At 54.9% G+C, this 12,351-nt stretch carries 11 protein-coding genes; 3 read left to right on the forward strand and 8 right to left on the reverse strand.

The features are described from left to right. Nucleotides 1–125 precede the first annotated feature (125 nt). On the forward strand, nucleotides 126–1,076 hold the full coding sequence (trxB, locus tag AEAE_RS06365) for a thioredoxin-disulfide reductase (protein WP_094690324.1): 951 nt from the start codon (nucleotides 126–128) through the stop codon (nucleotides 1,074–1,076). A gap of 168 nt (nucleotides 1,077–1,244) precedes the next feature. On the opposite strand, the gene AEAE_RS07025 is transcribed toward trxB, so the two are convergent. The 8 genes from AEAE_RS07025 to rpmH form a co-directional block, all read right to left on the reverse strand. Further along, complete coding sequence (locus AEAE_RS07025) at nucleotides 1,245–2,279, reverse strand: ParB/RepB/Spo0J family partition protein (RefSeq protein WP_420809205.1); 1,035 nt, start codon at nucleotides 2,277–2,279, stop codon at nucleotides 1,245–1,247. 825 nt (nucleotides 2,280–3,104) lie between these two features. Beyond that, nucleotides 3,105–4,190: a ParA family protein gene (locus AEAE_RS06375; protein WP_179373194.1), complete on the reverse strand. Its 1,086-nt coding sequence runs from the start codon at nucleotides 4,188–4,190 to the stop codon at nucleotides 3,105–3,107. Between the two features lie 177 nt (nucleotides 4,191–4,367). Next, nucleotides 4,368–5,138, reverse strand: coding sequence for a 16S rRNA (guanine(527)-N(7))-methyltransferase RsmG (gene rsmG, locus AEAE_RS06380; RefSeq protein ID WP_094690326.1), 771 nt, complete (start codon nucleotides 5,136–5,138; stop codon nucleotides 4,368–4,370). Then, nucleotides 5,138–5,701 (reverse strand): Jag family protein, encoded by a 564-nt coding sequence (locus AEAE_RS06385; RefSeq protein ID WP_244569677.1) that lies wholly within the window; start codon nucleotides 5,699–5,701, stop codon nucleotides 5,138–5,140. Before AEAE_RS06385 ends, rsmG begins: the two co-directional genes overlap by 1 nt. Nucleotides 5,702–6,354: 653 nt before the next feature. Beyond that, nucleotides 6,355–7,341, reverse strand: coding sequence for a membrane protein insertase YidC (yidC, locus tag AEAE_RS06390; protein WP_094690328.1), 987 nt, complete (start codon nucleotides 7,339–7,341; stop codon nucleotides 6,355–6,357). 195 nt (nucleotides 7,342–7,536) lie between these two features. After that, nucleotides 7,537–7,824, reverse strand: coding sequence for a membrane protein insertion efficiency factor YidD (gene yidD, locus AEAE_RS06395; RefSeq protein ID WP_218841016.1), 288 nt, complete (start codon nucleotides 7,822–7,824; stop codon nucleotides 7,537–7,539). A gap of 113 nt (nucleotides 7,825–7,937) precedes the next feature. Further along, nucleotides 7,938–8,567, reverse strand: a complete 630-nt coding sequence (gene rnpA, locus AEAE_RS06400) for a ribonuclease P protein component (RefSeq protein WP_094690330.1) — start codon at nucleotides 8,565–8,567, stop codon at nucleotides 7,938–7,940. A gap of 52 nt (nucleotides 8,568–8,619) precedes the next feature. Further along, nucleotides 8,620–8,754, reverse strand: coding sequence for a 50S ribosomal protein L34 (gene rpmH, locus AEAE_RS06405; protein ID WP_026502121.1), 135 nt, complete (start codon nucleotides 8,752–8,754; stop codon nucleotides 8,620–8,622). Nucleotides 8,755–9,495: 741 nt separating this feature from the next. Between rpmH and dnaA the strand changes: the two genes are divergently transcribed. Both dnaA and AEAE_RS06725 read left to right on the forward strand, forming a co-directional pair. Then, nucleotides 9,496–11,433, forward strand: coding sequence for a chromosomal replication initiator protein DnaA (gene dnaA / locus AEAE_RS06410; RefSeq protein ID WP_244569673.1), 1,938 nt, complete (start codon nucleotides 9,496–9,498; stop codon nucleotides 11,431–11,433). 533 nt (nucleotides 11,434–11,966) lie between these two features. Continuing rightward, nucleotides 11,967–12,266, forward strand: a complete 300-nt coding sequence (locus AEAE_RS06725) for a GNAT family protein (RefSeq protein ID WP_148139984.1) — start codon at nucleotides 11,967–11,969, stop codon at nucleotides 12,264–12,266. Nucleotides 12,267–12,351 lie beyond the last annotated feature (85 nt).

The raw sequence follows: 12,351 nt of genomic DNA on the forward strand, positions 1-12,351 counted from the left end.
CTCACACTCTCATCTACAGTCCCCTCGCATCTCATCCTCTTGCAAATTTATTCCCGAAAATCGGCTTGTGAGCCTCGGGGCGAAAAATCAGATTTTGTACGTTTGTACCCGCTAAAGTAGGGGACATGTCGAATGAGTCTCAGAATGTGCAAAATGCTGTAATTATTGGTTCCGGCCCAGCAGGCTACACCGCAGCCATTTACTTGGGCCGCGCAGGCTACAAGCCTGTCATGTACACCGGCGCACTCGAACCAGGTGGTGCGCTGATGAACACCACTTTGGTGGAGAACTTCCCTGGCTTCCCTGAAGGCGTTGATGGCCCGGTGCTCATGGAAAACATGAAGAAGCAGGCCGAAAAGTTTGGCGCTACTTTCGTCACTCAGGACGTCGCTTCCGTCGACCTCACCCGCGAGGACGGCTTGAAAGCTCTCACTTTGGACGATGACACTGTCGTTCTCACCAAAACGGTGATCGTTTCCACTGGCTCCTCGTACCGCCACTTGGGCGTTCCTGGCGAGGAGGAACTCGGCGGCCTCGGCGTCTCCTACTGCGCAACCTGCGATGGCTTCTTCTTCCGCAATAAGCGCGTCTTCGTGGTCGGTGGCGGCGACTCTGCCTTTACTGACGCCCTCTTCCTCACTCGTTTTGCTGAGGTCACACTCATTCACCGTCGCGAAGGCTTCCGCGCCTCCCAGGTGATGGTTGAGCAGGCCAAGCAGAACCCGAAGCTTCATTTCATGCTCAATTCGGTGGTGACGAAAGTTAATGGCAACGGCAAGGTCGAGTCGTTGACGGTCAAGAACACCCAGACGGGCGAAGAGCAGGAAGTTGGTGCTGACGGCGTGTTTGTCGCTATCGGTTCGAACCCGGCGACGGGCTTCTTGGGTGGTCAGCTTGCCACTGATGACGCCGGTTATATCGTTACAGAAGGCGGCTCGTCTCGCACGTCGGTGAAGGGCGTTTTCGCTGCTGGTGACGTTGCTGACCCGGTTTACCGCCAGGCCATTTCCGCTGCTGGCATGGGTTGCCGTGCCGCTCTTGACGCTCAGGAGTACCTCGACAACCTCAACGCTTAAGATTATCAGTTTGCTTTCTCACCCGCCTCGAATGTTTTTCGTGAAACACTCCGGTTTTTTCGTTTCACTACATTCCGCTGCAGGGACAAATGGGTAAACTGAAAGCAGATACCTTGCGAATAGAGAAAACCGGCAGGCGCATCAGCGTCTGCCGGTTTTGTCGTCTTATCACACCCAGCCGTCGCCAGCTTCTGACTTTGTCGACATCAGCATGCTGGTAATCCTGTCAAGCTCTTCTTTCGAAGAGAAGGTGATTTCAATGCGGCCCTTGTTTTCTGTTCCGCGCATCGTCACCTTCGTGTCGAAGTGGTTTTCCAAACGAGTTGGCCAGCCCGATTGCTTCCAGAAGAACGCGCGCGAGCGAATATGGTCTTGCTTCGACGGGTCAGCGTCGAGAGCAGCCAGCGTGACGAGCTCTTCTGTGGAGCGGACGGAAAGCCCCTCTTTGACAATCTTTTGGGCGAGCTTTTCCATCGTCGCCGGGTCCTTGAGCGAGAGCAGAGCGCGAGCGTGACCAGCAGTCAAAACTCCAGCAGCCACGCGCTTTTGCACGTTTGGCGGCAGCTGAAGCAGACGAAGAGTGTTGGCGATTTGTGGGCGTGACTTGCTGACAGCTTGAGCAAGCTTTTCCTGGGTCAGGCCGAAATCTTCCATCATCTGCTGATATGCTGCGGCCTCTTCCAGCGGGTTGAGCTGGACGCGCTGCAAGTTCTCCAGCAGGGCTTCGCGCAGCATTTCCACGTCAGAAGTGGTGCGCACGATGGCTGGAACGCGCTGCAAACCAGCGAGTTTGCTGGCCCTTAAACGCCTCTCACCCATGATGAGCTCGAAGCGAGCGCCATCCTGGTAGCGAGGGTCATCCTCGGAGATTTCGCGTACGACGATCGGCTCGAGAACACCCACCTGCTGGATGGAGCCAGACAGCTGCTCGAGGTCCTTTTCGTCGAAGATGGTTCGCGGCTGCTTCGGGTTCGGCACCACGCTTTCTGCGGGTACTTCCTCGTAGCGAGCGTGTGGGATCGGGCGCAATGCCTCGTCGTCAGCAGCTTGACCGTTGTCAGCGTTGTTGCCATTCTCAGCTGCTGCCTCAGCGGTTTCAGCTGGAGCAGCTTCTGCGACTTTGTTGCTCTTCTCCTGCTCAGCTGCTGCCTCAGTGACAGCCCCAGTCACGTTTGCTGCAACTTCAGCATTGGCCTTCCCCACTTGAGAAGTTGCTTCAGCCTTTTCAACAACCTCAGGTTGAGCGTTATCAGCGGCCGCAGTTGGCGTTGCAACCGTTTTCGCTTGCTCTGCCTGAGCAGCCTTCGGGGTGAGGTCGAGGGAATCGTCACCGAAGAAGATGTCCGATGGGCGGCGGGAAATCTCATCCCAGCTTGGCAGGTGCTTGCGGCGAGCACTCTTGCGAGCGGAACCGGTGGAAGAACCAGCTGCCTTCTTCTGTTCGGCGAGATTGGCCTTCACCTTGTTCACGCGCTTGGCTGGCTTCGCCGGCGTAGAAGGCTCAGAAGTTGCAGAAGGCTGAGCAGCAGAAGCTTCAGCGCCACCCTGAGCGGCAGCATTTTCCGCTGCAGCCTGAGCAGGTGCAGATGGCTTGGCAGCTTGCTGAGCTGGTGCGTTTTCGTTGACGTCAGCGGTGAAAGCGTACATCGGAGCGGTTGGTGCCATGCCGGGGCCGGTTGGCAAGCTGCTCGTGTTGACGTCGGAAATACCGGGGTTGAGAACTGGGTGTGCCCGCCTGGCGTTGAGTGGTGCTGGGGAGACTTGTGCAACGAGAGGGGCTTGGCCCACTACTGCGCTGTCTGCGCCACCATTTGCACCGTGAACAGCACCGCCTAAAGCGCCACTGTTCACGCCAGCAATGACACTATTCGCACCCTGCAGGCCTGCAACGCCTTGTTCGCCTTGCTGTGCAGCGTCTGCTGGCTTGTTTGCAGCAGTTACTGGCTTCTTTTTCTTATCTGGCTCGAGATTTGGGAACAGTGCTCCCAGGCCCTTGCCTAAACCAAGATGTGCCGCCATACCTGCCCCTTACTCGGCTTCGTGGAGGGTGGCTCCACTACCAGTCTCACTACCAGAATTATCGCTGCCAGCCGCGTCCGCTTCAGCACCAGCACCCGAATCGCTGCCAGCCGCGCCTTGGGAAGCGTTACCAGTATTGCCCGCTGGCTGGTGTGGCCTGACAGTGACTGGATGTGCATTCCCCCGCATGGCAATCTCGAGGGCTGCTTCTCGGTAAGCTATAGCTCCCGAAGACTGAGGGTTGTAAGTAATTACTGTTTGGTCGTGGCTGGGCGCCTCCGAGACGCGAACGCCGCGAGGAATGATGGTTTTGAGCAGCACGGTCGGGTAATACTGCTCGATTTGAGAATAGACTTCCCTACTCAGTACGGTTCGTCGGTCAAACATGGTGACCAACATCATGGAGATTACCAGTTGCGGGTTGAACATCTGCTGCACGTTTTGAATCGACTGCAGCAGCATCTTCAAACCTTCGAGCGCGTAGTATTCGGCCTGAATCGGGATGAGAACCTCTTCGGCCGCGCACAGGCAGTTGAGCACGAGCAGGCCCAAGCTTGGCCCGCAGTCGATGAACACGTATTCGTAGCGCTTACCGCATGTTTTGAGGTATTCGGCCAGGGCGTTGCGCAAGAACTGGACGCGCACTGTGCCGTCGTCGTAACCGGCAAGCTCGAGCTCTGCACCGGAAAGGTTGATGTTCGAAGGCACGACGTCGAGGGTTGGGAACATAGGGCATTGCTGAACGGCGTCGGCGAGCGGGATCTCGCCTTCCAAAGCGTTGTACATGCTCGGCTGGTTGGGGTCGTCGTGAGGGATGCCGAGAGCGGTAGAGGCGTTGCCCTGCGGGTCCATGTCGAGGACGAGCACGTTGAAGCCCTTTTCTGCGTAGGCTGCTGCCAGGTTCACCACGGTTGTCGTCTTACCCACGCCACCTTTTTGGTTGGCGACGGCGATGACGCGCGTGTACTGAGGATGCGGGAACTTCGTGTTCTGAATGGCATGGAATTGTTGAGTTTCCGTTGCCAGTTCAGAGCCGAGGGACTCGCCATCGGAGAACATATGACGCAGAAACTCTTCAGCAGAACTGTCGTTCATACTCTCAGAGGTTTCACGGGAATCATGTGCCACGACTCTACCTTCCGTCCTTCTTACCGTTTACTCACGTTTCTCAACGCTTCAGATTATCAGTGCGCTACAGCCCGCCTTCGCCGGGCTCGCCCGCTGCGAGCGATGCGCTCGCTGTGGCTGCTCGCCACTCTCGCGGCCCGTCGTTTAACGCTTGGTGATGCTCACCACGTGGGTTGGCTCAACACCTTGTGCGACAGGTGCGAGATCCACGTGGGCAAAAGCCCCGCGATATTGGCGGATTTGAGCCTTCGCGCTGTCAATCTCGTCTTGTGCTGCTTGGCCTTTCAAGGCGATGAAGCGGCCACCGCGATGGACCAGCGGCATAACCCAGCCAGCAAGCTTGCTCATACGAGCCACCGCGCGGCAGGTGACGACGTCAAATTCTGCCTCACCATGCAGCTGCTCGGCTCGTGCGCGTAAAACTCGAGCGTTCTTCAAGCCCATCATGTCGATGTTCTCGTTGAGCCACTCGCAGCGCCTTTCCATCGGCTCGACCAGGGTGAAGTAGTGCTCAGGCAGCATTGCTGCGAGGACGAGGCCAGGGAAGCCAGCGCCAGAACCGACGTCGGCGACGCGCAGGTGTGCGATGTGTTTTTCTTGGGCGAAGTCGCGCAGGAAGGGGGCGAGTGCTGCGGAGTTGAGCAGGTGACGCTCCCACAGGCGGCTGACTTCCTTGGGACCGATCATGCCGCGCAGTACGCCTTCTTGCACAAGTTTTTCGTGAAACATTCGGATGAGCTTTTCGCTGTCTCCGAATACTTCAGCGATGACAGGGCTGTCGTCGAGCGGATCGGCTTCAGGAAGTTGGCCGGCCTGGTTGACTTGGCCAGTCTGGTCGAGCTGGGCAGGCGCGCTAGTCTGGTCGAGCTTCGCGGTCGTTTCGGCGTTCTCGGGTGATGGGTTCTGTGTATTCATCAATCGAGATCTGCCTCGTAGTCTTCGTCTGTGTCGAAGTCATCGACATCTGCGTCTTCATTTTCCGGTGCTTCGCGCTGGTCCTTGGGCAGGTAGACGGTGACGTGGCGGTGTGGTTCATCGCCGTGAGAGCGCGACTTCAAGCCTTCTTGACGCACGATGTCGTGGATGATCTTGCGCTCGTAAGCGTTCATATCCTCCAAGGTGACGGGCTCGCCGTCTTCGCGTACATCATCTACTGCGTCGAGCGCGAGGTTGCGCAGGTGGCGGCGCTTGCGGGCGAGGAATCCATCCACGTCCACGATCAGGCCAGAACGCTCGCCGGTCTTTTGCTGCACGGCCAAGCGGGCGAGGCGCTGCAAAGCTTCAACAACTTCGCCATCCTTGCCGATCAGCTGCTTGATATCAGTGTCGTCGTCGGCAACAATCTGGACGAGGGGGCGGCCGTTGCGCACGCCCAGCTCGATGTCACCATCGTAGTCGAGAACGTCAAGGAGGCCTTCGAGGTAGTCGGCTGCGATGTCAGCCTCTTCGTTCAGCTCTTCGAGTTCTTCGTCGTCAATCTCGTCGACGTCCTCAACATCCTCAACGTCAGAGTCGTCGCTGTCATCTTCCTCGGACACATCGTCCTCGTCCTCAGAATCCTCGTCGTCTTCAGCGTCGTCTGCTTCATCCTCATCAGAGGCGTCATCTGATAGGTCATCGTCAAGCTCATCGTCCAGTTCGTCATCCAGCTCGTCGTCGAGCTCATCTGGCTCAAGATCGTCCTGCTCTGGTACTTCGTTGTTAGCCATCGGACCCCACCTCTCCTCGGGAACAGATGTTTCGCAAAATGTTTCACGAAAAACATCGACAAGTCGTTCACTATCCACTGTTGTGGCAGTACACGTCTATCCTACTCAACTTTTGCAACGACAACATCGAGTGTGCATATAATCGCCCAATTTTTGGTAAAAGATTATCAGTGTTCCACACTCTATGTTTCACGAAAAACATATCGCGTGCGCTCTACTCCTCGCGCGCAACCGCGCCACCCCTCACGCGACTTTCTCAACAGATCGTCCTCCTCGGGCACACCACGCGCTCAGTGTTTCACGAAAAACATCGCCCGCGTGAGTCACGCCCGCCCCACTGTGCTCAACAAAAAAGCCGCGGGGGGGGAACCGCGGCTTCATTGTGCTGATAATCTTGAGAAATTCAAGCGAGCAAAAGCAACTTACTTCTTGCGACGCTTGCGAACAGGCTGGGCGCGCTGGAAGCCATTCTTCTGACGCTCCTCACGCTCCTTCTCAGCCTCCATCACCTTCTCTTCCTCAATGCTAGGCAAACCGAGGCGTTTGCGGCGAGCCTGCTCGTGCTGGTAATCTCGCTTCGCCTTACGCTCAGCAGCAGGAGAGCCTGGAGTCGGGAAAGTATTAACCTGCCAGTAGGTCTGGCCCAAGGTCCACAAGTTGTTGGTGAGCCAGTAGAGCAAGAGTGCGAACGGCACGACGATGCCAGAGAAGATGTACATGAGCGGGAAGCCGAAAGCCATCATCTTCTGCATCTGCCACTGCTTACCTTGCATGGCTTCGCGAGGCATGTTGTTGTGCATCGAGTACCACTGCATGAGGAACATCGTCAAGCACATGAGCACCACGAAAACGACGATCAGCGCGCGAGCTGTGCCATCCGAGGAGGTGAACATTGCCGAGAGCTTAACGTTGAAGAAGTAGGTGTTTTCAATCTCGTTAGCCACCTTCTTGGTGAAGGCGCCGATGCCGTTTTCCTTACCAGCGGCAATGTTGGCCAGGCGGTAAAGCACGTTATACAAGGCCATGAACACAGGCGCCTGCACGAGCGATGGCAAGCAGGAGGAAGTTGGGCTGGTTCCGTACTTCTTATACAGGGCCATGGTTTCGCGCGTCATAGCTTCACGTGAAGCAGGGTCTTGCTTGCCCTTGTACTTGGCCTGGATCTTCTGCATTTCCGGCTGGATTACCTGCATTTTCGCCATCGAGCGAACTTGCTTGTTAAACAGCGGGAAAATGACTGCGCGCACGGTGAAAGTCAGGAAGATAATTGCCAAGCACCATGCGAAGCCGGAGCCGCCTGGCATGCGGAACACTGTGACGAAAACCCAGTGCCACAGCCACATAACCCAGGAAATAAGCCATTCCAGCGGGTAGAGCAGGTTATAGAAGAACGTCATAAAACCGGGCATTAGCTACTCCTCTATCCCGGCCAGCCGGCTCAGGATGTTGTTTTTACTCTCAGCGCGAGCCAGCTGCACTACAGCCATCCGCCTGCAATTGCTTGTCTGTTTCTCGCGCACCGCACTACGCAGTGCAAATTCTACCGTGTTGAGGTGAGAAGTTGCTGAAATGTGGCTTTTCAGTTTTCACACACCTCAAGATTGTCACTTCAGCTGCTCTTCTAACGTCACAATTGGCTCGAGTGTGGCTTCTTCGTGTGCTTTCGACCAGCGAAACCGGTAGAAAAGGGAGAAGCGATGGGGAACGTCGTCAATTCCCCCGTCCACCCATGGTTGGCAGCGCAGAAGGCGAAGAGTGCCTAATAAACTGCCGCGAATTGCGCCGAAGCGCTTCACGGCGATCACCATATATGTGGAGCAGGTGGGGTAATACTTGCACTTTCCTGGGTTTTTCGGTGAGATTGTGGAGCGATACCATCCCACTAATCCCAGAACTACACGTGCAAGTGGGGATGGTCGGCGAGTTTCCTTTGCACCGTTCGCCGCGCCTCTCCCCTGGCCTTTTTGGCTGCTGTCTGCGCTGTTGCTCTGGCTGCTGTCTGCGCTCACTGCTGAGCCTTGTCGGAAGCGTGATGTTCGCCAGACACTTGCGAGTCCGCGGAAGCTTGCGCCGGGTCAGCGCCGCCGCCTTGCTGCTTGCCAGCGCCTTGCGCTTTCTCAGACGCTTGCGCCGCTTCTACTCGCTGTGCGATCTTGCTAAAGCAACGCTTCACTTGCTGCTCGAGATCGGCGAAATTCGCTGTTGCTGCACTCGGTTTTGCTCGGATGACGACGTCGATGTATGCCGGCAGCAGGCTTTCGTATTCGCGCGCGATCGCCCTGAGCCTGCGCTTCACGAGATTTCTGGTCACCGCATGCCCGACCGCTTTGGATACCGCAAGCCCCATGCGCGCTTCGCTGTTGGTGGGCTTGTCGATGTTGACGCCTGGGTTGACTACCAGATGGTGCAGCTGGTCGCCTGAAACTGACGCTTGCCCTTCAGCTCCAGCCTGTCCCGAGACTCCAGCCGCACTCTCGCTCACAGCCTGCCCCGCGCCCGCAGCCTCTAATTCTTGTGCAGAACGCATTATGCCCTCCGGGCGGAGGGCATAGTGAACGACAATATCGTCTGCACCAACACGACGACGAACTCGCAGAACACCAACGAAAGCGGAGTGGTTCGTAAGCCTTTGCATATTCCGCCTCGTTTGTTTCGCTATTCCTTACTTTGTGTGTTGGGTGACCGACTCAGGCAGAAAGAACCTTGCGGCCCTTTGCGCGACGACGGTTGATGAGTGCGCGACCGGAACGGGTACGCATGCGCTCACGGAAACCGTGCTTCATGTGACGGCGACGGTTGTTTGGCTGGAAAGTCCTCTTCATAACAGCGCTCCTAGCAAGTTCGTTCTTCTATCATCCGCCTGTGCGAATGACATACGTTAATCAAAAATACACGCTCAAGCAGACAGATGCGAGATTTTACCAGAAACTTTTCCCATATTTATGGTTTTCTTCAGATTATCAGTCCCATTATCTGTCTGCTTGCCTCTCACAGCCACTGAGCTTGCTTCCGCCACAGCGGACAGTCTGCCCGCCCTTTCGCTGACACAGCAATTCAATGACACAGCTTTCCGCTGACACAGCCGTTTTCTGAGCCACCTGTACACAAACTTCCACTGAGGCGAGTGTTCGCACACCTTAGCCTTATAACGCGTCAGAGCTGCACTTGGACTGGACAATGCTGCAGATCTTGCATCAGTTTTGTGCATAACTTTCCCTCCCCCGAGCCACCTGTTGTGTGGATAACTGCCGCTTGCCTGTGGATAACCCTGTGATTTTTGTGGATAACTTCCCTCTATGAGTGGAAAACCTGTGTGTTGTTTGTGGATAACATGCTGAGTTATCCACACTTGTGCAGAAACCTGTGGATAACTTCCTTCTCGCTCGGCATACCCCGTACGCGTTCAGCCCCAGAATGGCGGGCTTTTTACCATAATCACAGGATTGTGATTCACAAACAGGCTGCTACGTCGTGCAAATCACCTATTTTGTAGGGTCAAAACTGTGGATAACATAGAAGATGCTTTTTGCATAGTTATCCACATCGAACTGAGGGAGATGAATATGCCTGACCAAACTGTCTCTGAGGCACAACGCATTTGGTCTCGTGTCAGCGATCTTCTTCTAGCAGACCCCTCCTTCGGTCAGCGAGAAGCTAGCATTATTCAGCATTCCGTCCACCCCGTGATGGCAATGGACAGCATCATCGTCCTGTCCGTACCGAATAACTACACGCGCAACATCATTCAGGACACTCTGCACCAAGCCGTTCTTCGTGCTCTCAACGAGGTGACCGGCCAGGATATGACCTACGCCATCCGCGTGATGGACCCTCATTCCGCTTCCGACGACACCTCTCACCAGGCTCCTGCCCCGGCGAGCGCAACAAACCGTCCTGATATTTACCGTCCGGCACCACAGCCTGCATGGAATCAGCCTCGTTCCAAGCGTCAGCCTACTTTGCCAGACCCAGCCAATTACATCAGCGAAAGCACGCAGAAGGCTGCGCACGAGTATCGCAATTTGCTTCCTGACCCAGCAACGCTGAAGCATCCTGATTTTTCCGCTGTTGAGGATGAGGTCACCCCTCGCGTTGACCAGCCGGTCACCTTGTCTCGCAACGAGCTCTCCCCTGACCTTTCTGCTGACCGCATTGAGCCGGTAGCTTCTCCGGTCTCTCAGCTCAGCTCCTCGGAGCAGGCTCAAGTTTCTGCACCGGCACACTCGATTCCGGTAACCCCAGTAACTGAGGCTATCGTTGGCTCTCAAGCTGCTGGCCAGCGCATTCAGACTCAGCAGCCGCAACAGCCTCAGCAAACCCAGCAGTCGCAAGGCGCAGTAAAGCCGACTGTAACGCAAGCAAACACAACTCAGCCAAATACAAGTACAACCGCAACTCAGCCGAAGGCCAAGCATGCCCCCAAGATCGACCCCGAAACCCAGCTGAACTCGGAAGATTCTTTCGAAAACTTCGTGCCAGGCGAGAACTCGCGCTTCGCCTACGCTGCTGCTTTCGCCGTATCCGAATCCCCGGGCAACTCGTATAATCCACTCTTCATTTGGGGCGATTCCGGCCTGGGCAAAACACATTTGCTCAACGCCATCGGCAATTACACGCTCCAGCTCTACCCGGATATGCGCGTGCGCTATGTAAACTCGGAAGTGTTCATGAACGAGTTCATCGAGTCGGTGAAAACCGGTTCAGGCTCGCACTCCACAGTCAACCAGTTCAACGACAAGTACCGCAATGTTGACATGCTGCTGATCGACGATATCCAGTTCTTGGGTGGCAAAATCGGTACGTTGGAGGCTTTCTTCCACACTTTCAACGCTTTGGAGCAGGCTAACAAACAGATTGTCATTGCGTCTGATGTCATGCCCAAGGAATTGAAGGGCTTTGAGGAACGCCTCACTTCTCGTTTCGAAATGGGCTTGCAGGCAGACCTCCAGCCGCCGAACCAGGAAACTCGCGTGGCTATTTTGCGTATGAAGCTCGCCAATTCCAAAACGGAGAAGCAGATTAGCGACAATGTTCTGGCGCTAATCGCCCAACAGTTCACGGATAATATTCGCGAGCTGGAAGGCGCTTTGACGCGCGTTTTGGCTGTGGCAACGCTCAACAACCAAGAGGTGACGATGGAGTTGGCGCAGCAAACCTTGCAAGATTACTTTGTGCAAGACGTTGTGGTTACTCCGACCGATATCATCACGCGCACGGCCAACTTTTTTGGTTTGAAGTTTGATGACCTGGTCAGTTCCCGCCGCTCGCATCGCATTGCCTTGGCTCGCCAGATCGCCATGTACGTGTGCCGCGAGATGACCGGCCTCTCACTGACGGCTATTGGCTCTATTTTTGGTGGCCGCGACCACACTACTGTGATCCACGCATACCAAAAGATTGCCAATGAGATGACTCAGAAGATGGAAGTGTACCAGTACGTGAATGATCTGACGAACCAGCTCAAGCAGAAGGGCAAAAAGACTAACGACACGGAGCAGTAGCCCTGCGCGCAGTTCTGGCCAGGCTTTTGCCTGGCCTTTTCTTTTGCCTCTATATTGTTTTTTGCCTCTAAATTGTTTCACGTGGAGAAATTAGAGGTGTGAAACACTGTTATGTTTCACGAAAAACGCGTTCATACTCGATTTTCACTGCGTTTTCAAAATTTTGCCTCATAGTTATGCACATTTCCTCTTTCTTGTGAAACATTTATCGTGCTTTTTTGTGAATAAGTTTCACATGGTTGTGCACACCTGTGCATAACTTTGTGGATATTTCACGTGGTGAAATCAACATCTAGTGTAATTCTGTACGATCATCACTAGATTTTCCGTTCTTTTCGCCTTTTATCGCCGCTGGCTGCCACCAGCTTCGCTGACCACACAGTTGATGAGTCATGCACTTGCCTACCCACAAGTCCACAACCTTTGGCAAGCACAGAACTACCGAAAGTAGTGAAAAGTGACGGACAACGAGTAAAGCGCAATGACAATCTCGGATAATTGTGGAAAATGAGGGGAAAACGACGGGAGAAGCCATGCGTATTGAGCAAGTACAGCATCCAGACGCCGAATTAGTGCAGCAACTGGTGAGGGTGTGGGAAAGTTCCATGTGCTCAAATCATCATTTTTTGAGCAACGACGAGATTACTGCGATTAGCCACTCCGTTGCGCAAGCGCTGACCTCCGTTGTGCACCTTATTGTGGCGAGAAAAGAGAACAATGAGCCCGTCGGTTTTGGAGAGATACAGCTGCATAAGAAAGCCTCAAAGTTATCCACAAAGTTATGCACAGGTATGGGATTTACTTGTGGAAAACGTGCAGAAAGCTGTGGATAACTCTGTGGGTAAATTGGGGAAAACTGTGGATAAATCGGCCAAAATCAGCGCCATGCAACAAGGATGTGGATAACTTCGAAGTTTT

It is taken from the genome of Aeriscardovia aeriphila (assembly GCF_002259595.1).
Lineage (GTDB): Bacteria > Actinomycetota > Actinomycetes > Actinomycetales > Bifidobacteriaceae > Aeriscardovia > Aeriscardovia aeriphila.

Excerpts from the sequence above, each read along its gene's own strand:
- trxB (WP_094690324.1), top strand. The coding sequence starts at position 126 with ATGTCGAATGAGTCTCAGAATGTGCAAAATGCTGTAATTATTGGTTCC.
- AEAE_RS06375 (WP_179373194.1), bottom strand. The coding sequence starts at position 4,190 with ATGAACGACAGTTCTGCTGAAGAGTTTCTGCGTCATATGTTCTCCGAT.
- rsmG (WP_094690326.1), bottom strand. The coding sequence starts at position 5,138 with ATGAATACACAGAACCCATCACCCGAGAACGCCGAAACGACCGCGAAG.
- yidC (WP_094690328.1), bottom strand. The coding sequence starts at position 7,341 with ATGCCCGGTTTTATGACGTTCTTCTATAACCTGCTCTACCCGCTGGAA.
- rnpA (WP_094690330.1), bottom strand. The coding sequence starts at position 8,567 with ATGCAAAGGCTTACGAACCACTCCGCTTTCGTTGGTGTTCTGCGAGTT.
- rpmH (WP_026502121.1), bottom strand. The coding sequence starts at position 8,754 with ATGAAGAGGACTTTCCAGCCAAACAACCGTCGCCGTCACATGAAGCAC.
- dnaA (WP_244569673.1), top strand. The coding sequence starts at position 9,496 with ATGCCTGACCAAACTGTCTCTGAGGCACAACGCATTTGGTCTCGTGTC.
- AEAE_RS06725 (WP_148139984.1), top strand. The coding sequence starts at position 11,967 with ATGCGTATTGAGCAAGTACAGCATCCAGACGCCGAATTAGTGCAGCAA.